This is a genomic window from Streptomyces sp. ISL-66, assembly GCF_018614135.1.
Lineage (GTDB): Bacteria > Actinomycetota > Actinomycetes > Streptomycetales > Streptomycetaceae > Streptomyces.
Genome location: NZ_JAGGOW010000001.1, coordinates 119,784 through 139,178, shown reverse-complemented (window position 1 = coordinate 139,178; position 19,395 = coordinate 119,784). Strand labels below are relative to the sequence as shown.

Annotated in this window: 18 protein-coding genes and 1 riboswitch; of the genes, 8 read left to right on the top strand and 10 right to left on the bottom strand. The window is 69.4% G+C overall.

What is annotated here, in order from left to right; translation table 11 throughout:
• The 3 genes from cydD to J7E97_RS00625 form a co-directional block, all read right to left on the bottom strand.
• Nucleotides 1-1,721: thiol reductant ABC exporter subunit CydD (gene cydD, locus J7E97_RS00635; RefSeq protein ID WP_308346121.1), on the bottom strand; the 1,721-nt coding region annotated here is incomplete at its 3' end.
• Nucleotides 1,722-1,811: 90 nt separating this feature from the next.
• On the bottom strand, nt 1,812-2,813 hold the full coding sequence (gene cydB / locus J7E97_RS00630) for a cytochrome d ubiquinol oxidase subunit II (protein WP_215021272.1): 1,002 nt from the start codon (nt 2,811-2,813) through the stop codon (nt 1,812-1,814).
• A gap of 18 nt (nt 2,814-2,831) precedes the next feature.
• The gene (locus J7E97_RS00625; RefSeq protein WP_215021271.1) at nt 2,832-4,337 is read right to left on the bottom strand and encodes a cytochrome ubiquinol oxidase subunit I; all 1,506 of its coding nucleotides are present in this window, start codon (nt 4,335-4,337) and stop codon (nt 2,832-2,834) included.
• 189 nt (nt 4,338-4,526) lie between these two features.
• Between J7E97_RS00625 and J7E97_RS00620 the strand changes: the two genes are divergently transcribed.
• Nucleotides 4,527-4,895 carry a cyclophilin-like fold protein gene (locus J7E97_RS00620; protein ID WP_215021270.1) on the top strand — a complete coding sequence of 123 codons (369 nt, stop codon included), beginning with the start codon at nt 4,527-4,529 and terminating at the stop codon, nt 4,893-4,895.
• Between the two features lie 71 nt (nt 4,896-4,966).
• On the opposite strand, the gene hisC is transcribed toward J7E97_RS00620, so the two are convergent.
• Nucleotides 4,967-6,049 carry a histidinol-phosphate transaminase gene (hisC, locus tag J7E97_RS00615; protein ID WP_215021269.1) on the bottom strand — a complete coding sequence of 361 codons (1,083 nt, stop codon included), beginning with the start codon at nt 6,047-6,049 and terminating at the stop codon, nt 4,967-4,969.
• A gap of 362 nt (nt 6,050-6,411) precedes the next feature.
• Between hisC and J7E97_RS00610 the strand changes: the two genes are divergently transcribed.
• The 3 genes from J7E97_RS00610 (at nt 6,412) to J7E97_RS00600 (ending at nt 10,119) form a co-directional block, all read left to right on the top strand.
• Entirely contained in the window at nt 6,412-7,527 is a 1,116-nt protein-coding gene (locus J7E97_RS00610) for a LacI family DNA-binding transcriptional regulator (protein WP_215021268.1), read from the top strand.
• Nucleotides 7,528-7,763: 236 nt separating this feature from the next.
• Nucleotides 7,764-9,152: a metallophosphoesterase gene (locus J7E97_RS00605; protein WP_374224090.1), complete on the top strand. Its 1,389-nt coding sequence runs from the start codon at nt 7,764-7,766 to the stop codon at nt 9,150-9,152.
• Between the two features lie 148 nt (nt 9,153-9,300).
• Complete coding sequence (locus J7E97_RS00600) at nt 9,301-10,119, top strand: hypothetical protein (RefSeq protein WP_215021266.1); 819 nt, start codon at nt 9,301-9,303, stop codon at nt 10,117-10,119.
• A gap of 122 nt (nt 10,120-10,241) precedes the next feature.
• On the opposite strand, the gene J7E97_RS00595 is transcribed toward J7E97_RS00600, so the two are convergent.
• Nucleotides 10,242-11,291, bottom strand: coding sequence for an aldo/keto reductase (locus J7E97_RS00595; protein ID WP_215021281.1), 1,050 nt, complete (start codon nt 11,289-11,291; stop codon nt 10,242-10,244).
• 202 nt (nt 11,292-11,493) lie between these two features.
• Nucleotides 11,494-13,281, bottom strand: coding sequence for a phosphomethylpyrimidine synthase ThiC (gene thiC, locus J7E97_RS00590; RefSeq protein ID WP_215021265.1), 1,788 nt, complete (start codon nt 13,279-13,281; stop codon nt 11,494-11,496).
• Nucleotides 13,276-13,420, bottom strand: a riboswitch (TPP riboswitch). (Overlaps the previous gene by 6 nt.)
• A gap of 39 nt (nt 13,421-13,459) precedes the next feature.
• Here thiC and J7E97_RS00585 point away from each other — a divergent pair.
• A complete protein-coding gene (locus tag J7E97_RS00585; protein WP_215021264.1) occupies nt 13,460-14,911 on the top strand; it encodes a YibE/F family protein in 1,452 nt (483 codons plus the stop codon).
• 33 nt (nt 14,912-14,944) lie between these two features.
• Here the strand turns inward: J7E97_RS00585 and J7E97_RS00580 are convergent, their stop codons facing one another.
• From J7E97_RS00580 to J7E97_RS00565, 4 genes are all read right to left on the bottom strand, one after another.
• A complete protein-coding gene (locus J7E97_RS00580; protein ID WP_215021263.1) occupies nt 14,945-15,394 on the bottom strand; it encodes an SsgA family sporulation/cell division regulator in 450 nt (149 codons plus the stop codon).
• A 97-nt stretch (nt 15,395-15,491) separates the two neighbouring features.
• Nucleotides 15,492-16,238: a helix-turn-helix domain-containing protein gene (locus tag J7E97_RS00575; RefSeq protein ID WP_308346118.1), complete on the bottom strand. Its 747-nt coding sequence runs from the start codon at nt 16,236-16,238 to the stop codon at nt 15,492-15,494.
• Between the two features lie 282 nt (nt 16,239-16,520).
• The gene (locus J7E97_RS00570) at nt 16,521-16,748 is read right to left on the bottom strand and encodes a DUF5326 family protein (protein WP_215021261.1); all 228 of its coding nucleotides are present in this window, start codon (nt 16,746-16,748) and stop codon (nt 16,521-16,523) included.
• A gap of 143 nt (nt 16,749-16,891) precedes the next feature.
• On the bottom strand, nt 16,892-17,209 hold the full coding sequence (locus J7E97_RS00565; RefSeq protein ID WP_215021260.1) for a cupin domain-containing protein: 318 nt from the start codon (nt 17,207-17,209) through the stop codon (nt 16,892-16,894).
• A 102-nt stretch (nt 17,210-17,311) separates the two neighbouring features.
• Here J7E97_RS00565 and J7E97_RS00560 point away from each other — a divergent pair, with 102 nt between their 5' ends.
• From J7E97_RS00560 to J7E97_RS00550, 3 genes are read left to right on the top strand one after another with little or no spacing between them, the layout of a single operon-like run.
• A complete protein-coding gene (locus J7E97_RS00560; protein WP_215021259.1) occupies nt 17,312-17,692 on the top strand; it encodes a phage holin family protein in 381 nt (126 codons plus the stop codon).
• A gap of 11 nt (nt 17,693-17,703) precedes the next feature.
• Entirely contained in the window at nt 17,704-18,195 is a 492-nt protein-coding gene (locus J7E97_RS00555) for a low molecular weight protein-tyrosine-phosphatase (RefSeq protein ID WP_215021258.1), read from the top strand.
• Nucleotides 18,192-19,358: a cystathionine gamma-lyase gene (locus J7E97_RS00550; protein ID WP_215021257.1), complete on the top strand. Its 1,167-nt coding sequence runs from the start codon at nt 18,192-18,194 to the stop codon at nt 19,356-19,358. The genes J7E97_RS00555 and J7E97_RS00550 overlap by 4 nt, the downstream gene beginning before the upstream one ends.
• The last annotated feature ends 37 nt before the right edge of the window (nt 19,359-19,395 follow it).

Below are 19,395 nucleotides of genomic sequence, written 5' to 3'. Positions count from 1 at the left end.
GAGCCGGGCCGTGGCGAAGCCGCCGCCTGCGGGGCCGCGCTTGCGGCGGTGGGCAGGGGCCGGGCGGGGGAGCTCCCCACCGGACCGGCCCCGACCCGCACGACCCGGTCGGCCAGCGCCAGCAGCGCCGGCCGGTGCACCACCAGCAGTACGGTCCGTCCGACCGCGAGCCTCCGTACGGCCTCCACGACGGCGGCCTCGGTCTCCCCGTCCAGTGCGGCGGTCGGTTCGTCCAGCAGCAGCACCGGCCGGTCCGCGAGGAACGCGCGCGCCAGCGCCAGCCGCTGCCGCTGTCCGGCGGACAGACCGACCCCGCCCTCGCCGAGCACCGTCCGCGCACCCCGCGGCAGGGCCCGTACGAACTCCCAGGCTCCGGCGTCCCGCAAAGCCTCGTCGACGGCCTCGTCCGGGGCGTCCGCCCGCGCCAGCCGGACGTTCTCCGCGATCGTTCCGGCGAACAGGTGGGGTCGTTGCGGCACCCACGCGATCCGCTCCCGCCACTGCGCCCGGGACAGCTCCGCCAGGTCCACGCCCGCGACCCGCACCCGTCCGGCGCTCGGCTCCACGAACCCCAGCAGCACCTGCAGCAGCGTCGACTTGCCCGCTCCGCTCGGCCCGGTGAGGGCCACGCATTCGCCCGGTGCGACGGTCAGCGATACCGGTCCGGGGGAGTCCTCGTCCCGGCCCCCGTACCGGACCGCCACCCCGTCGAGTGCGATCCGCAGCCCCGAGCCGGGTACGGCGGCCGTCCCGCCCGCCGCGGGAGCCGGGGTCTCCAGCACGTCGAAGATCTCTTCCGCGGCGGCCAGGCCCTCCGCCGCCGCGTGGTACTGCGCCCCCACCTGACGCAGCGGCAGGTACGCCTCGGGCGCCAGGACGAGGATGACCAGCCCCGTGTACAGGTCCAGTTCGCCGTGCACGAGCCGCATGCCGATGGTCACCGCGACCAGTGCCACCGACAGGGTCGCCAGGAGTTCGAGCGCGAACGAAGACAGGAACGCGATGCGCAGCGTGCGCATCGTGGCCTGCCGGTAGTCATCGGTGATTTTGCGGATGGACTCCGCCTGGGCCTTCGCGCGGCCGAAGACCTTGAGGGTCGCCAGGCCCGCCACCACGTCCAGGAAGTGCCCGGACAGCCGGGACAGCAGCCGCCACTGGCGGTCCATCCTGGACTGGGTGGCCATGCCGATCAGGATCATGAAGACCGGGATCAGCGGCAGTGTGACCACGATGATCGCCGCAGACACCCAGTCCTCGGTGACGATCCGGGCGAGCACCGCCACGGGAACGACGATCGCGAGGCCCAGCTGGGGCAGGTACCGCGAGAAGTAGTCGTCGAGTGCGTCCACACCCCGCGTGGCCAGGGCCACCAAGGTCCCCGTCCGCTGCCCGCTCAGCCAGCCGGGCCCCAGGTCGGCGGCCTTCTCCAGCAGCCGGCCGCGCAGCTCCGACTTGACCGCCGCGCTCGCCCGGTGCGCCGCCAGTTCCGTGAGCCATGCCGCCAGGCCCCGGCCGAGGGCCACCGCCGCGAGCAGCAGCAGGGGCGTCCGGAGCGCCTGCCCGTCCAGTCCGTCCTCGAAGGCGCCGACCACGATCTCGGCGATCAGCATCGCCTGCCCGACGACCAGCCCCGCCCCGGCGAGCCCGAGTGCCACCACAGCCCCCAGGAAGAGGCGGGTGGAACGGGCGTACCAGAGCAGGCGCGGGTCGATCGGTTTCACGTGAAACATCCCCCAGGCGGGATCGGACGGAGCGGACGGGACCGGAGCGGACGGAACCCCAGAGGAGCGGACCGGGCGGCCGGATCGGACTCAGTGCGCGTCGGCGATGTGCTGGGTGCCGATGCGCTTGCGGAACACCCAGTACGTCCACGCCTGGTAGAGCAGGACGACCGGAGTCGCCACCGCCGCGCACCAGGTCATGATCTTCAGGGTGTACGGGCTGGACGAGGCGTTGGTGACCGTGAGGTTCCAGGCGCTGTCGAGCGAGGACGGCATGACGTTCGGGAACAGCGTCAGGAAGAGCATCGCGACGGTGGCCGCGATGGTGACCCCCGACAGGGCAAACGCCCAGCCCTCCCGGCCGACGAGGGTGCACCCGAGGGCCCCGACCAGTGCCAGGACCGCCACGGCCATCGCGATCAGGCTCCAGCCGTCGCCGCGCGAGAACTGGGTCCAGATCAGGAAGGCGAGTGCCAGGACGGCGGTCACCGCCCCCAGCCGCACGGCCAGCTTCCGCGAGCGGTCCCGGATGTCACCGACCGTCTTGAGCGAGGTGAAGACCGCGCCGTGGAAGGTGAACAGGGTGAGGGTGACGAGCCCTCCGAGGATCGAGTAGACGTTGAGCAGGTCGAAGAAGGTGCCGACGTACTCCTTGTGCTGGTCGATCTTCACGCCGCGCACGATGTTGGCGAACGCCACGCCCCACAGGAACGCGGGGATCAGCGAGGTCCAGAAGATCGCGTGTTCCCAGTTGGTCTGCCACTTGTCCTCGGGCCGCTTGTGGCGGTACTCGAAGGCGACGCCCCGGACGATGAGGCACACCAGGATGATCAGCAGCGGCAGGTAGAAGCCGGAGAAGAGGGTGGCGTACCACTCGGGGAAGGCCGCGAACGTCGCGCCGCCCGCCGTGAGCAGCCAGACCTCGTTGCCGTCCCAGACGGGACCGATCGTGTTGATCAGGACCCGCTTCTCCTTGCGGTCGCGGGCCAGCAGCTTGGTCAGTACGCCGACTCCGAAGTCGAAGCCCTCCAGGAAGAAGTAGCCGGTCCACAGGACGGCGATGAGCACGAACCAGACGTCGTGGAGTTGCATGGTGTGGTCTCCCCAGCCTCAGTACGAGAAGGCCATCGGCCGGTCGGGGTGCATGTCGTCCCCGCCGATCTTGGTGGGCGGGTTGAGGTCGGCCTCCGTGAGTTCCGGCGGGCCGGCCTTGACGTACTTCACGAGCAGCTTGACCTCGATGACCGCGAGCACGGCGTAGAGGAGCGTGAAGCCGATCATCGAGGTGAGCACCTCGCCCTGGGAGACGCTCGGCGAGACCGCGTCACGGGTCCGCAGGACTCCGTAGACCACCCAGGGCTGGCGGCCCATCTCCGTGAAGATCCAGCCCCAGGAGTTGGCGATCAGCGGGAAGCCCATCGTCCAGAGCGCGACGATCCAGTACCAGTGGGTGAACTTGGGGCTCAGCGCCTTCTTGAAGAGGACCAGGTGCGGGACCTCGTTCTCGCCGGTGCGCAGCCCCGGCGGCAGCATGAACTTCTTGCGGGTCAGCCAGAGCCCCAGCATTCCGACGCCGAGGGAGGCCATGCCGAAGCCGATCATCCAGCGGAAGCCCCAGTAGGCGACGGGGATGTTCGGCCGGTAGTCACCGGGCCCGAACTTCTCCTGCTCGGCCTTGTTCACGTCGTTGATGCCCGGGACGAACGAGGTGAAGTCGTCGTTGGCCAGGAAGGACAGCAGTCCCGGGATCTCGATGGCGACCTTGTTGTGGCCCCTCTCGACATCGCCGTACGCGAAGACGGAGAACGGCGCGGGCGCCTCGCCGTCCCACAGTGCCTCGGCAGCGGCCATCTTCATCGGCTGCTGCTTGAACATCACCTTGCCGAGCAGGTCCCCGCTGATGGCGGTGCCCAGTCCGGCGATGATCATGACGACCAGGCCGAGCCGCAGCGAGGTCCGCATGACGGGGACGTGCTTCTTGCGGGCGAGGTGGAAGGCCGCGATGCCGACCATGAACGCGCCGCCGACCAGGAAGGCCGCCGTCATGGTGTGGAAGAACTGGGTCAGCGCGGTGTTCTGGGTGAGCACCAGCCAGAAGTCCGTGAGCTCGGCCCGGCCGCGCTCCTCGTTCATCCGGTAGCCGACCGGGTGCTGCATCCAGGAGTTCGCCGCGAGGATGAAGTACGCGGAGAGGATGGTGCCGAGGGAGACCATCCAGATGCAGGCCAGGTGGATCCTCTTCGGCAGCTTGTCCCAGCCGAAGATCCACAGGCCGATGAAGGTGGACTCGAAGAAGAAGGCGATCAGCGCCTCGAAGGCCAGCGGGGCTCCGAAGATGTCACCGACGAACCGCGAGTAGTCGGACCAGTTCATGCCGAACTGGAACTCCTGGACGATGCCGGTGACGACACCCATCGCGATGTTGATCAAGAAGAGCTTGCCCCAGAACTTCGTGGCCTTGAGGTACTTCTCCTTCTCCGAACGCACCCAGGCGGTCTGCAGGACCGCGACGAGCGCGGCCAGCGAGATCGTCAAGGGCACGAAGAGGAAGTGGTAGACGGTGGTAATACCGAACTGCCATCGCGCCAGCGTCTCTGGCGCCAGAGCTAGCTCCACGTCGTCGTCTCCTTCGTGTCGCCGTGTCCACAGCCGCACTTTGCCTGTTGCGTCCCGTCCAATACGGGAGAAAGCGGACGCGCTTGTGAACGCGTTCACATTCACAAGCATTATGTCGTACCGATGTCCGGATCTTTCAGGGGGGGTACCCCTAGCGGGAAGGGTTCAACAGATTGTTGAATTAACGGCATGAAGATTCGAATCCTCTGGCCCGCCGGCCACCTCACCGCGACCCTCGACGAGACGCCGACCGCCGAGGCCCTCGCCGCGGCGCTCCCCGTTTCCGCCTCCGCGAACACCTGGGGCGAGGAGGTCTACTTCGACACCGGCGTCCGCGTGGCGCTCGAGCACGACGCCCGGCAGGTCGTCGAGCCCGGCACGGTCGCCTTCTGGACCGAGGGCGACGCGCTCGCGCTGCCCTACGGCCCCACTCCGATCTCCCGCGGGGGCGAGAGCCGCCTGGCGAGCCCGTGCAACGTGCTCGGCTCGTTCGACGGCGACCCCCGTCTGCTCGCCACCGTCCGCGACGGCGACCCCATCCGCGTGGAACTGGCCTAGCCGCAGCCCCCTCAGGAGGGGGCTGCGGCAGCCTCCGGGGAAGCCCCGCCTGGAACTCCTTGAAGCCCCGTCTAGAACTCCTTGAAGAACGCCTCGGCCGTGTGCAGGAAGAGGTCGTTCGCCTCCGGCTCGCCGATCGTGACCCGCAGGCCCTCACCCGCGAAGGGCCGGACCACCACGCCGGCCTTCTCGCAGGCCGCCGCGAAGTCGGCGGTCCGCTCCCCGAGCCGCATCCACACGAAGTTGGCCTGCGTCTCGGGCACCACCGTCCAGCCCTGGGCCAGCAGCGTGCCGTAGACCCGCGCCCGCTCCCCGACCAGCGCGCCGACGCGGCCCATCAGCTCGTCCTCGGCCCGCAGCGAGGCGACCGCCGCGTCCTGGGCGAGCTGGCTGACGCCGAAGGGCACCGCCGTCTTGCGCAGCGCCGCCGCCACCGGCTCGTGTGCCACCGCGAAGCCCACGCGCAGGCCCGCGAGCCCGTACGCCTTGGAGAACGTACGCAGCACGGCGACGTTCGGGCGGCTGCGGTAGAGCTCGAGGCCGTCCGGCACCTCGACGTCGCGGACGAACTCCTTGTACGCCTCGTCGAGGACGATCAGGATGTCGGAGGGCACCCGGTCCAGGAACCGCTCCAGCTCGGCGCGCCGTACGGCCGTGCCGGTGGGGTTGTTGGGGTTGCAGACGAAGATCAGCCGGGTCCGTTCGGTGATCGCCTCGAACATCGCGTCCAGGTCGTGCACGTCCCCGTCGGTCAGCGGCACCTTGACGGAGGTCGCACCCGAAATTTGGGTGATGATCGGGTAAGCCTCAAAGGAGCGCCAGGCGTAGATGACCTCGTCGCCGGGACCCGCCGTCGACTGGATCAGCGACTGCGCGACCCCGACCGATCCGGTGCCCGTGGCGATGTGCTCCACCGGCACCCCGAAGCGGTCGGCGAGCTCGTTCACCAGACCCGTGCACGCCATGTCGGGGTAGCGGTTGAAGTGGCCGGCCGCGGCGACCGCACTCTCCAGCACCCCAGGCAGGGGCGGGTACGGGTTCTCGTTCGAGGACAGCTTGAACGCCACGGGTCCGCCCGCCGCGGCGGGCTTCCCGGGCTTGTAGGTGGGAATGCCGTCCAGCTCGGCGCGCAGCTTCGGGCTCTTCTCGCTCACCGCAGGTCCTCCTCGACCGTCCCGTACGACGTCGCCGTCGACTCAATGCTCCTCACCTTATGAGGATTCCGCCCATCCGAGAACGGCGGGCGCCAGGAATGCGGGAGAGCGCACGCATATATGCGCACGCCGGTGGCCCGCGCCGTGGCGCGCGTCCCTCGTACAGGTGAGTTGAGACCGGCCCGAGACCTCACCGTTTTGGCATGCACGGACCCGACGACAAGCGGCTGTCACGCCTCAGCCCGCCAATTACCTTCGTTTCCAAGGTCATTGGGGGTGGCGAACTGTGCAGAAACGTGCCTGTCAATGCCTGCATATGCATCCGGACCACCCGGACCACCGCGCCCTACTATCGGCTCGCCATGACAGCAGCAGGGAAGCACCAGGTGAGCCGGACCGAGACCACCCGGCGGGCCGCCGGCCGACAAAGCCGGGCCGGCATCAGGGACGTGGCCGCCGCGGCGGGCGTCTCGATCACGACCGTCTCCGACGCGCTCAATGGCAAGGGGCGGCTGCCGGACGCCACCCGCCGCCACGTTCGCGAAGTCGCCGACCGGCTGGGCTATCGCCCGTCCGCGGCGGCCCGCACCCTCCGTACCGGCAAGTCGGGCCTCATCGGCCTGACCGTGACCACGTACGGGGATGAACCTTTCACCTTCACCGAATTCGCCTACTTCGCCGAGATGGCCAGGGCCGCGACCTCCGCCGCGCTCGCCCGCGGCTACGCCCTCGTCATCCTTCCCGCCACCTCCCGACACGACGTCTGGTCCAACGTGGCCCTCGACGGCACCGTCGTCATCGATCCCTCCGACCACGATCCCGTGGTCACCGAGCTGGTCCGCCAGGGCCTGCCCGTGGTGTCCGACGGCCGCCCGGCCGGGTCGCTCCCGGTCACCGCCTGGGTCGACAACGACCACGAGGCCGCCGTACTGGGCCTCCTCGACCACCTCGCAGCCGCCGGCGCCCGTCGCATCGGGCTCCTGACCGGCACCACCACCGACACCTACACCCGGCTCTCCACCACCGCGTACCTCCGCTGGTGCGAGCGCGTGGGCCAGGACCCCGTCTACGAGTCCTATCCGGCCCACGACCCGTGCGCCGGCGCCGTCGCGGCCGACCGACTGCTCGCCCGCCCCGACCGGCCCGATGCCGTGTACGGGCTCTTCGACCCCAACGGCACCGATCTGCTCGCCGCCGCCCGTCGGTACGGCTTGCGCGTCCCGGAAGACCTGCTGCTCGTGTGCTGCAGCGAGTCCACCGTGTACGCCAACACCGAACCGCCCATCACCACCCTGTCCCTCAAACCGCGCCGCATCGGCACCGCCGTCGTACAGCTGCTCATCGACGCCATCGAGGGCGTCGACACGGGACGTCCCGTCGAACAGGTCATCCCGACCGAGCTGATCATCCGTACTTCCTCCCAGCGCAGGCAGCCCCGTACGACCGTCAGTCCGCCCCGATCACCGGCACAGGACTGACCGCCCCACCAGCCCACTACCGACCACCTCGCAGGCCGAGCGGCGGGGCCACCGGCCCCGCCGAGGATTCCAGCAGCACCGATATGGGGAGAAAGCGGTAGGAACAAGCAGCTCCGACCAGGATTCACCACCCTGGTGCGTCACAGAGCGCGAGCTGCATTCCTATGATGGGCGCACGACATCACGGACCCTCCGCCCCGGAGGCGGGAGGTCCGCAGATGTACGGCAGCGCGACGGTGGTGGAGGGGTCGATGACTCAGGGGGCCGGTCAAGGACCCGCGGTGCGGACGGACACACAGCGGGACTTCCGGTTGCCTGTCGTCGAACCCGCTCCGCACGCCGTGCACGGCGCACGCGCCGGGACGACGGCGTCCGTGGTCGCCGGCCTGCCCGGCGACACTCCCGTCTACGGCGAGTACCCCGCCTATTACGACGAGAGCCCGCCCACCGTTCCCGCGCAGCACGGCTACGGGATCGGGCACGGGAACGGCAACGGGTACCTGTACGAAGCCTCGTACGGCACGAACACGGGCTCGGGCGCGGCTCCGGGCAGGGACGCGGGCACGGCCTCGGGCATCGGCCTGAGCCCAGCCATGGCCGCCGCCATGGGCCCAGCCATGGGCACCGGCGAATCCGTACCCGCAGGCGAACCCGCCCCGGCTCATGCCCCCGGCGGCGACGGCGACTTCGAGGACTACACGCCGACGCAGCGGGACCTGCCCGTCATCGTCCGCGCACCCGTCGGCGGACCCGGCGACACCCTCCAGGTCCAGTACGTCCCCCAGGACTCCGTGGCCGACGGCCCGGGCCCGCTCTACGTCGTCGGCGACGTCCACGGCTACCTCGGCGAACTCGTCGCCGAACTCCGGGCCCAGGGCCTCATCGACGCCGACCTCAACTGGTCCGCCGGCAACGCCCGGCTCTGGTTCCTCGGCGACTTCACCGACCGCGGCCCCGACGGCATCGGCGTCATCGACCTCGTCATGCGGCTCTCCGCCGAGGCCGCCGCCGCGGGTGGCTACTGCAAGGCGCTCATGGGCAACCACGAGCTGCTCCTCATCGGCGCCAAGCGGTTCGGCGACACCCCCATCGTCTCCGGCGCCGGCACCGCCACCTTCCAGGCGGCCTGGCTCCTCAACGGCGGCCAGCGCACCGACATGGAGCGCCTCCAGGACGTCCACCTGCAGTGGATGTCCCGACTGGACGCGGCCGTCCTGGTCGACGACCACCTGCTCCTCCACTCCGACACCACCGCCTACCTCGACTACGGCGACTCCGTCGAGGACGTCAACGACACCATCCACGAGCTCCTCAACCGCAACGACGCCGACATCACTTGGGACCTGTTCCGCAAGTTCACCAAGCGCTTCGCCTTCCGCAGCGAGGAGACCGGCCCCCAGGCCGTCCGCGAACTCCTCGGCACCTACGGCGGCACGCGCGTCGTGCACGGCCACAGCCCCATCCCGTACCTGCTCGGTGAAGTGGGCACCGAGGACGGCGACGACTCGCGCGGCCCGGCCGTCGTCGGTCCGCACGTGTACGCGGAAGGCCTGGCCATCGCCATGGACGGCGGCGTGACGATGGCGGGCAAACTACTTGTCGTACAACTCCCGCTGAACGACTGAGGCTTGCCGGAGCCGGGTATTTCCGGAAAGCCCCTGTCGACGTACGGCATGGGCGCTCTACCATCGCTCTATCCGTAGCAGGCTCTCCTCCGTTTGTGCCGGCGCCCGGGTCTACGCGGGCATACCGGCCTCCACGGAGCATCGGGGGATGCACATGACCAGCGCTCCGCACCTGCTCACCGAAGACCGACCGGAGTTCGATCGGCTCCTCGACGAGGCGCTGCGCACCGCGAACGACCGGCCCGAGCTCACCACCCTGGGCGAACGTCTGAACGCCGAACAGTTGCGCACCATGGCCATGGGGGCCAGCGCGCTGCTGGTGGCCGCGGCCGCCGCCGAGTACGAGCACTACGTGAAGATCCGCAAGCAGCGGCAGGACGAGATCCTGTCCACGCCCGGGACGACAGCACAGGAGGACGGCGGACAGGGCGCGGGCGGTGGCGCCGGCGTCAGTGCCGTGGTCGCGGTCCTCGCGCCGGTCCTGGCCGGCACGGCCATGCTGATCTTCCTGCTGGTGGGCTACATCCTGAAGATGATCGAGCCCGAACCGGCGTTCGCGGGCACCATGCTGACGGCGGGCTGGCTGTTCGGCGGACTCACGGTCGCCGCGCTGCTCTTCGCCGTGATCGGACTGCTGGTGACGGCCGTCCGCAACAGCTCGACCGAAGTGGTGGCGGACGAGACCGAGGCCGTACCCGACGAGGTGTCACGGGCCCGGGAGGCCTGGCGCAACGCCTTGCTGGAGCGCGGCATCATGCCGTTCCTCCGGGACGCGCTGGCCGATCCGAGCGCGGTGTCCTCGTATCCGATCCCTCGTACGCCGGGAGCCGGGCGCATCCCCAACCTGGGCTACTCCCGGCCCGACTTCACCAGCCCGGGAGCCCCCGCTCAGGGTCCCCGTCCCGGTTACGCGTCTCCGGACTTCACGAGTCCGGACTTCGGCGGCCCGGAGACCGAGCCGGAGTGACGGCCGCTTCGGGCGGAGGCTGTTGGGGGGACACCCGGCGCCTCCCGCGAGCCGTGTTTCACGTGAAACATCGTCCCTGTTTCACGTGAAACATCGAAGCGGTCCGCGACCGAGGACCACGCCTAGCCGGCGGACCGGTCTCCCAGCACCCGCCTACGCTGTGCGACGTCCGTCAGCGACGGCGGGCGCCAGGCCCCGTCCGGCTGGTACAGATTCCGGCCGGGCTCCACGATCTCGTCGATCCGGTCGAGGGTCGCGTCGTCGAGGACCAGCCCGGCGCCCTTCACCAGCGACTCCAACTGCTCCATGGTCCGGGGCCCGATGATCACCGACGTGACCGCCGGGTGGGCCAGCGGGAAGGCCACGGCCAGCTCCGGAAGCGTGCAGCCGATCGATTCGGCGAGCTCGACCAGCTGCTCGACCGCCTCCAGCTTCGCGACGTTGCCCGCGATCGCGGGGTCGAAGCGGGCCGGGGTCAGCGCGGCCCGCCCGGAGGTGAGGTCGATGGCACCGCCGAGGCGGTACTTCCCGCTCAGGAACCCGGACGCGAGCGGGCTCCAGGTCAGAACGCCCATCCCGTACCGCCGGGCGACCGGCAGTACGTCGGTCTCGATCCCGCGCGCGAGGATCGAGTACGGCGGCTGCTCGGTCCGGAACCTCGGCAGGGCCCGCCGCTCGGCGACGTGATGCGCCTCGACGATCTCCTGTGCCGGGAAGGTGGAGCAGCCGAAGGCCCGTATCTTGCCCGCCCGCACCAGATCCCCGAGGACCGACAGGGTCTCCTCGATGTCCGTCCCGTGGTCCGGCCGGTGCACTTGATAGAGGTCGATCCAATCGGTGTCCAGCCTCCGCAGGCTGTCCTCGACCTCGCGCACGATCCAGCGCCGCGAGTTCCCGCTGCGATTGCGGCCCTCGCCCATCTGGAAGTGCACCTTGGTGGCGAGCACGACATCGTCGCGCCGGCCCTTGAGGGCCTTGCCCACGATCACCTCGGACTCCCCGGCGGAGTACATGTCCGCGGTATCCACGAAGTTGATCCCGTGGTCGAGCGCGGCATGGATGATCCGCGCGCACTCCTCGTGGTCCGGATTCCCCACCGCCCCGAACATCATCGTGCCGAGGCAGTGCGCGCTGACCTCGATGCCGGTCCCACCCAGAATTCGGTATCGCATGCTCATGGATCCGCACTGTAGGAGTTGGAGCACACTCCAGCACAAGCCCCTGATCCACGGGGTGCCTGACGGCGTCGGCCCTCCTATGCGGCCTGCCGATCACCCCTCCACCGCACGGCGGTGAGCACCGGCGCGGCGGCGGCCCGTGACCTCCCCCCGGGGGCCACGGACCACTGCTCGCCGTGCCGCGCGCGAAGACCGGTCAGTCAGCGAGCGGCAGGTAGACCCGGTTGCCCGAGGCCGCGAACTCCGCGGACTTCTCCGCCATGCCCGCCTGGATCTCCTCGGCCCGCAGATCGCCGCCGTGCTCACGGCGGATGTCCTGGGAGATCTTCATCGAGCAGAACTTCGGACCGCACATGGAGCAGAAGTGCGCGGTCTTGGCCGGTTCGGCGGGGAGGGTCTCGTCGTGGAACGAACGGGCCGTGTCCGGGTCGAGGGCCAGGTTGAACTGGTCCTCCCAGCGGAACTCGAACCGCGCGTCCGACAGGGCGTCGTCCCACTCCTGGGCGCCCGGGTGGCCCTTGGCCAGGTCCGCCGCGTGCGCGGAGATCTTGTACGTGATGACGCCGGTCTTCACGTCGTCGCGGTTCGGCAGGCCCAGGTGCTCCTTGGGCGTGACGTAGCAGAGCATCGCGGTGCCCCACCAGGCGATCATCGCCGCGCCGATGCCCGAGGTGATGTGGTCGTACGCGGGCGCGACGTCGGTGGTCAGCGGGCCGAGCGTGTAGAACGGCGCCTCTTCGCAGATCTCCTGCTGGAGGTCGATGTTCTCCTTGATCTTGTGCATCGGGACGTGCCCGGGGCCCTCGATCATGGTCTGCACGTTGTGGCGCTTGGCGATCGTGTTCAGCTCGCCCAGCGTCTTCAGCTCCGCGAACTGCGCCGCGTCGTTGGCGTCCGCGATGGAACCGGGGCGCAGGCCGTCACCCAGCGAGTACGTGACGTCGTACGTCGCGAGGATCTCGCAGAGCTCCTCGAAGTTCGTGTAGAGGAAGTTCTCCTTGTGGTGCGCCAGGCACCACGCGGCCATGATCGAACCGCCGCGCGAGACGATGCCGGTCTTGCGGCGCGCGGTCAGCGGGACGTACGAAAGCAGCACGCCGGCGTGGACCGTCATGTAGTCGACGCCCTGTTCGGCCTGCTCGATGACCGTGTCCTTGTAGATCTCCCAGGTCAGGTCCTCGGCGCGGCCGTCGACCTTCTCCAGCGCCTGGTACAGCGGCACGGTGCCGATCGGCACGGGGGAGTTGCGCAGCACCCACTCGCGGGTGGTGTGGATGTTGCGGCCCGTCGAGAGGTCCATGACCGTATCGGCGCCCCACTTGGTCGCCCAGGTCATCTTGTCGACCTCCTCCTCGATGGAGGAAGTGACCGCGGAGTTGCCGATGTTGGCGTTGACCTTCACCAGGAACCGCTTGCCGATGATCATCGGCTCGATCTCGGGGTGGTTCACGTTCACGGGCATGACCGCGCGACCTGCGGCGATCTCCTCGCGGACGACCTCCGGGGAGACGTTCTCGCGGATCGCGACGTACTCCATCTCCGGGGTGATCTCGCCCCGGCGGGCGTACGCGAGCTGCGTGACGGCGGCGCCGCCGCGGCCCCGGCGGGGCTGGCGCGGGCGGCCCGGGAACACCGCGTCGAGGTTCTTGAGACCGCCGCGCGGCGAGGTGTGCTTGATGCCGTCGTCCTCCGGGCGCACGGGGCGGCCCGCGTACTCCTCGGTGTCGCCGCGGCCGATGATCCAGTTCTCGCGCAGCGGCGCCAGGCCCCGGCGCACGTCGGTCTCGATCTGCGGGTCGGTGTACGGACCGGACGTGTCGTAGAGCGTCACGTCCTTGCCGTTGGTGAGGTGGACCTGGCGAACCGGCACCCGAATGTCGGGGCGGGAGCCCGCCACGTATCCCTTGTGCCAGCCGGGCTGGCGCTCGGTCTGGCCGTCGTCGTCCTGGCTGACGGCAGGCGTGCGTGCGTCCTGAACGGTCATGTGACCTAATCTCCCTACGCCGGCATTACCCGGTAACAGGTTCGGCGGTCGACGCAGCCTCCTCCCGTACGCATCTTCCTGTGCGAACGGTGATCAGCGCCCTCTCAGCCCGGTGCTCCGAGCTCCCGCGTTGTGCAAAGTAGCCCCCACGCTAGCGTCATGTGTGGCGTGCTGAACAGTGGGCCCCCTCATCTCTTGCGATGATCAGCCGGTGACGTCCTCGCCGCAGCCCCCCATCGAGCCCACAGATCCCGATGGCCACACAGGCCACGCCGGACACGCGCACGCGGAGCCCGGACACCCGTCGGGACACGCGCCAGGCCACTCATCCGGGCACTCCCACGGCCATTCCCACAGCCACGGCCCGGCCGCCCCCGTCTCCAAGCACCTGCGCAAGGTGATCGCGGCCGTACTGATCCCCTTCGCCGCGGCCGTCGTGATCGGCATGGCCGTGCTCTGGCCGGGCGGCGCACCGGGCCACGAGCGCTCGGGGGTCGGCTTCGACCGCCAGACCCAGCAGGGCAAGGTCGTCTCGCTGCAACAGGTCGACTGCAAATCAGTGAACGTCGCGCAGGTGCCGCCCACCGGGGACACCTCCACCCCCGAGGGCCGCGAGGCCCTGGCCGCGCAGACCGGTGAGTGCAAGAAGGCCACGGTCGAGGTCGGCACCGGTCCGGACAAGGGCCGCGAGTTCGTCGAGATCGTCCAGCCCGGCGCACCGCGGCAGTTGGCGGACGGACAGGAAGTCGTGGTCGCCTATGCCCCGGACGCGCCCCGGGACCTCCAGTACTCCGTGATCGACGTGAACCGCAAGTTCCCGATGGCCGTGCTGGCCGGCATCTTCGCGCTCGCGGTCGTGCTCGTGGGGCGGATGCGCGGGGTGTTCGCGCTCGTCGCCCTCGCCGTCAGCTTCGCCGTCCTGACCCTCTTCATCCTGCCGGCGATCCTGCAGGGCTCGAACCCGCTGGTCGTCGCGGTGGTCGGGGCCAGTGCGATCATGCTGATCGCCCTTTACATGTGCCACGGCCTGACCGCCCGTACCTCTGTCGCCGTCCTCGGCACCATCGTCTCGCTGGTGCTGATCGGCGTACTGGGTTCGGTGTTCATCGACTGGGCGTTCCTGAGCGGCAACACCGACGACAACACCGGGCTGATCCACGGGCTCTACCCGAACATCGACATGAGCGGTTTGCTGCTTGCGGGTGTCATCATCGGATCGCTCGGCGTACTCGACGACGTGACGGTCACTCAGACGTCGGCCGTCTGGGAACTGCGCCAGGCAGACCCGTCGATGGGTCCGCGCGAGCTGTACCGGGCGGGCATCCGGATCGGTCGGGACCACATCGCCTCGGTGGTCAACACCCTGGTACTGGCGTACGCGGGCGCCGCGTTGCCACTGCTCCTGCTGTTCTCGATCGCGAACAGCAGCATGGGATCGGTGGCCAACAGCGAGCTGGTCGCCGAGGAGATCGTGCGGACCCTCGTGGGCTCGATCGGTCTGGTGGCCTCGGTTCCCGTGACGACGGCGCTGGCCGCACTGGTGGTCTCCGCCGACCGAGCGGAAACCCCGGCCGCCGCGGCGGCCGCGGGGCCGCAGCGCGGCGGCCGGGGCCGCCGTCGTAAGCGCTGAAAGGCGGACCGGCGGGCGGCGTGCTGCCCTCGGTCAGCCCGCGTTCTGCTCGTTCTGGTGCGATTCGGCGAGGATCTTGTCGAGCGCCTCGTCGAGGTTCTCCTCGAAGTCCCCGAGGTTGCGCTCCTGGCCGAGCGGAACGATTCGGTCGGTGCGGTCGAGGAAGGCGACGAGCGGCGCCGCGCTCGCACGGAAGAGCGCGCGGTCCGCGCCGACCTGCAACCGGATGTGAACGTCGGACAGTTCCTCCGGATCGGTGGGGGCGATGTGGACATCGCCGTCACCGCACGGCTTGTTGATGCCGTCGAGAAGCAGCTCCCGGCCGAACGCCCAGGTCACGGGCGCATCTCCCGGAAGGTGGAAGGTCAAGCGGATTGCGTAGGGATCGTGGGCGTCGTACCGGAGTTCCACCGGGATCCGGAACGAGAGCTCCTCGGAAACGAGGAAGCTCATCATGACCTCTGCCTGTACCGACTCGCGCATTGCCTACCCCGCTGTAGTGGAAGTGGCCAGGAATGATCCCCCAGGGCCCTCTTGACAAGAGTGGTGTAAGCGCTTGCAGATCACAAGGAGTGAGTTTTCAGATACTGATAGAGAACGAGAGGGTGCTCAACAGCGCGCCTACTTCACTCCGTAGTCGATCGACCGCATACAGCAACCGACTTCCTTGGTGCAGAGGGAGAGAAATCGCCATAGTTGCGTCAGTGTCGCCGGCGGTGATGGGGATGGCGGCGCACACCGTGCCGAGGGAGTATTCCTGCCTCTCGGTTACCGGCTGCATCCGCTCCATGGAGCCGATCCGCTCCTCCAGAGCACGCTGATCCGCCACGGTGTACGGGGTGAGGGCCTCGACCGGATGCCGGTCGTAGTAGTCCTTGCGGGCCTTCTCGTCGAGCTGGCCGAGCAGGCACTGCCCGACGGCGTGCGCGTGGCCGGTCGCGCGGAAGTCGGCCCACTCCTCGCAGGCCGGACTGGCCGGGGTGTCCGATACGCCCACGACTTCGATTTCACCCTCGCGGTAGACCGCGAAGTAGACGGGGGCCCCGACGGCGTCGCGGAAGTGCGCGAGGGAGTCGAGGATCATGATGCGACGTTTCTGCTGAAGTCCACCACCGGCCAGTCGGCCCGCGGCGTCCCCCAGGACGAAGACCCCGCTCTCCCGCCGCAGATAGCCCTCGTGCGTCAGGGTGCGCAGCAAGTGGTACGCGGTGGGAAGCGGGAGCCCGGCCTCGCGCGCCAATTGTTTCGCCGGAGCTCCCTCGCTATGGGAACCCACCGCTTCGAGCAGCCTCAACGCCCGCTGCACCGAACCGATCAGAGTCGGCACACCGGCATTGTGAACCGAAGACAAAAGCTCACCCCCAGGCGTGGCGACGGGCCTTGGGAGGACCGCCCTGCGGGGGCTGCCCCCGCGTGCGCCATGAATCCTGGGGGTCGTGCTCGGCGGCTGTGTGAAAGAACCGCGGGTCAGAGCGGCAGTACCGGCTTTCGGTGCCCAGGGAACGGCACAGATTGCCACACTATCCGCCGATTCCCGCACTGTGAGCGGTTTAGTCCGAACCGTTCCCTCACCTGGGTGAATCCCGACCGGGCCCGGCCAGCGCGATTTCTACCACTCCCCGGCGGAGGACTTCGACCCGCGGCGGGTGACCTTCTTGACGACGAACACCAGGCCGCCTACGAGGGCCACGAGGAGGAGCGCCTTGAAGACGAAGGTGATCAGCGCGCCCAGGATGGAGGTGATCACACCGCCGAAGACGAAGAGAACCAGCAGCGGCACGGCGACCCACTTGACCCACCAGGGCATGCCCTCGAATATCCCTCGGATACCTTCCATGTCCTCAACCTCTTCCTTGTCCGTGACTTCCTGCTCTCGATGCTAGGAGGCCACGGCCCGCTCCGGGGGCCCGCGAGCCCCCGGAGTCCCCTGATCCGCCCCCTAGGGGGACAGGTCCGCCAACCCTCAGGCGCCGGGCCCGTTCACCTCTCCGGCGGGGAGAAGACCACCATCACTTTGAGGTTCTCGGTGATGTGGTGGAACTTGTGCGGCACCCCGGCCGGCACGTAGACCACGCTCCCGTTCGCCACCGTCGTCGTCTCCTCCCCGACGGTGATCGAAGCCCGGCCGCTCACGACGAAGTACACCTCGTCCTGCCCGTGTGGCTGCTGTGGATCGCTCTGCCCGGCGTCCAGCGCGTAGAGCCCCACCGACATGTTCCGCTCGCGCAGGAACTGCAAGTAGGCACCCTCGTTCGCGGCCCGCTCGGCCTCGAGCTCGTTCAGCCGGAAGGCCTTCATCTTCTTCGTACCCCTTGTGTTCTCTTCGTGTGTTCTCTTCGTCCGCGACCAACGCAGATCAGCTGATGTTCCACGGGGACCATCTCTGCAACGATCAGACACATGACGAATTTCGTAGTCAAGACACTGGCCAACGCGGCCGCCCTCGCCGTCGCCATCTGGCTTCTCGCAGGCATCACTCTCGACGAGAGCACGAGCCTGGGCCGCCGCACGGTCACCCTGGTCCTCGTGGCGCTGATCTTCGGCCTGGTCAACTTCATCGTCAAGCCCGTGGTGAAGCTGCTCTCACTGCCGCTCTTCGTGCTCACCCTCGGCCTGTTCACGCTCGTGGTGAACGCGCTGATGCTGCTGCTGACCTCGTGGCTGGCCGAGCAGTTCGACCTCAGCTTCCACGTCGACGGCTTCTGGACCGCGGTCCTGGGCGCCCTCATCATCTCGATCGTCTCCTGGGCCGTGAACATGGCCCTGCCCGACAAGAACTGAAGCGGGCACCCGTGTACCGCGTGTGCTTCGTCTGCACCGGCAACATCTGCCGCTCGCCCATGGCCGAGTCCGTCTTCCGCTCCCACGTGGCCGACGCCGGGCTCGTCGGCCTGATCGAGGTCGACAGCGCGGGCACCGGCGGCTGGTACGAGGGGGACGGCGCCGACCCGCGCACCGTCGCCGTGCTGGCGGCCGCCGGATACGAACAGGACCACCGGGCCCGGCAGTTCCGGGCCTCCTGGTTCGCCGGTCTGGATCTCGTCATCGCGCTCGACGCCGGGCACCTGCGCGACCTGCGGGCACTCGCCCCCACCCCCGAGGACGCCGCCAAGGTCCGGCTGCTGCGGGCCTACGACCCGGCGGCCACGGCCGCCGAGGGCGACGTACCGGATCCCTACTACGGGCCCTCCGAAGGATTCGAGGAGTGCCTGGAACTGGTCGAGGCGGCGAGTCCCGGCCTGCTGAACGCCGTACGCGAAGCCATGAAGGAGCACACGCCATGACCCCACCCGACAGCGGTCGAAACCGCTCGGCCCCGCTCGGCGACGGCACCGTCGCCGTCCGCGCCGGCCTGCCCGAGCCCGTCAAGAACGAACCGCCCCTGCCCGGTCCGGTCTTCGCCGCCCACTTCCACCTTCCCGGCGACGTCTCGGGCCCGTACGCCTACGCCCGCGACACCAACCCCACCTGGACCCTGCTGGAGCGAGCCATCGGGGAGCTGGAAGCCCCCGGCCAGGACGGAGTGGACACCGTCGTCTTCGCCTCCGGCATGGCCGCGGTCTCCGCCGTCCTGCTCTCCCAGGCACGCGCCGGTGACACCGTCGTCCTGCCCGACGACGGCTACCAGGTCCTGCCGCTGGTACGGGAACAGCTGGAGGCGTACGGGATCCACGTGCGCACCGCCCCCACCGGCGACGACGGCCAGCTCGCGGTCCTCGACGGGGCCCGACTGCTCTGGCTGGAAACGCCGTCCAACCCCGGGCTCGACGTCTGCGACGTACGCCGCCTCGTGGACGCGGCCCACGCCGGCGGCACCCTGGTCGCCGTCGACAACACCCTCGCGACTCCGCTCGGGCAGCGCCCCCTGGAGCTGGGCGCCGACTTCTCGGTGGCCAGCGGCACCAAGGGCCTCACCGGCCACGGCGATCTGCTGCTCGGCTACGTCGTGTGCCGGGACGCGGAACTCGCCGCGGGCATCCGGCGCTGGCGCAAGGTGGTCGGCGCGATTCCCGGCCCCATGGAGGCCTGGCTCGCCCACCGTTCCCTGTCCACCATCCAGCTGCGCGCCCAGCGCCAGTGGGCCAACGCGCTCGCCGTCGCCGAGGCGCTCTCCGACCGCTCCGACGTCACCGGCCTGCGTTACCCGGGCCTGCCGTCGGATCCGTCCCACAAGACTGCGGCGCGCCAGATGCGGGGCTTCGGCTCGGTGGTCTCCTTCACCCTGGCCGACCGCGCGCACGCGGAACGCTTCATGGCCTCCCTGCGCCTCGTGGAGGACGCCACCAGTTTCGGCGGCGTACGCTCCACCGCGGAGCGGCGCCGGCGCTGGGGCGGCGACGACGTCCCGGAGGGGTTCATCCGTTTCTCCGCCGGAGCCGAGGACACCGAGGACCTGGTGGCGGACGTACTGCGGGCCCTCGACGTGGCGGCCTCCTCGAAAGACTGAACATCCGCTCGAAAGGCGGTCCGAGTCCCCTGCCCGG

Excerpts from the sequence above, each read along its gene's own strand:
- cydB (WP_215021272.1), bottom strand. The coding sequence starts at position 2,813 with ATGCAACTCCACGACGTCTGGTTCGTGCTCATCGCCGTCCTGTGGACC.
- J7E97_RS00620 (WP_215021270.1), top strand. The coding sequence starts at position 4,527 with ATGAAGATTCGAATCCTCTGGCCCGCCGGCCACCTCACCGCGACCCTC.
- J7E97_RS00610 (WP_215021268.1), top strand. The coding sequence starts at position 6,412 with ATGACAGCAGCAGGGAAGCACCAGGTGAGCCGGACCGAGACCACCCGG.
- J7E97_RS00600 (WP_215021266.1), top strand. The coding sequence starts at position 9,301 with ATGCACATGACCAGCGCTCCGCACCTGCTCACCGAAGACCGACCGGAG.
- J7E97_RS00595 (WP_215021281.1), bottom strand. The coding sequence starts at position 11,291 with ATGCGATACCGAATTCTGGGTGGGACCGGCATCGAGGTCAGCGCGCAC.
- thiC (WP_215021265.1), bottom strand. The coding sequence starts at position 13,281 with ATGACCGTTCAGGACGCACGCACGCCTGCCGTCAGCCAGGACGACGAC.
- J7E97_RS00580 (WP_215021263.1), bottom strand. The coding sequence starts at position 15,394 with ATGCGCGAGTCGGTACAGGCAGAGGTCATGATGAGCTTCCTCGTTTCC.
- J7E97_RS00570 (WP_215021261.1), bottom strand. The coding sequence starts at position 16,748 with ATGGAAGGTATCCGAGGGATATTCGAGGGCATGCCCTGGTGGGTCAAG.
- J7E97_RS00565 (WP_215021260.1), bottom strand. The coding sequence starts at position 17,209 with ATGAAGGCCTTCCGGCTGAACGAGCTCGAGGCCGAGCGGGCCGCGAAC.
- J7E97_RS00560 (WP_215021259.1), top strand. The coding sequence starts at position 17,312 with ATGACGAATTTCGTAGTCAAGACACTGGCCAACGCGGCCGCCCTCGCC.
- J7E97_RS00550 (WP_215021257.1), top strand. The coding sequence starts at position 18,192 with ATGACCCCACCCGACAGCGGTCGAAACCGCTCGGCCCCGCTCGGCGAC.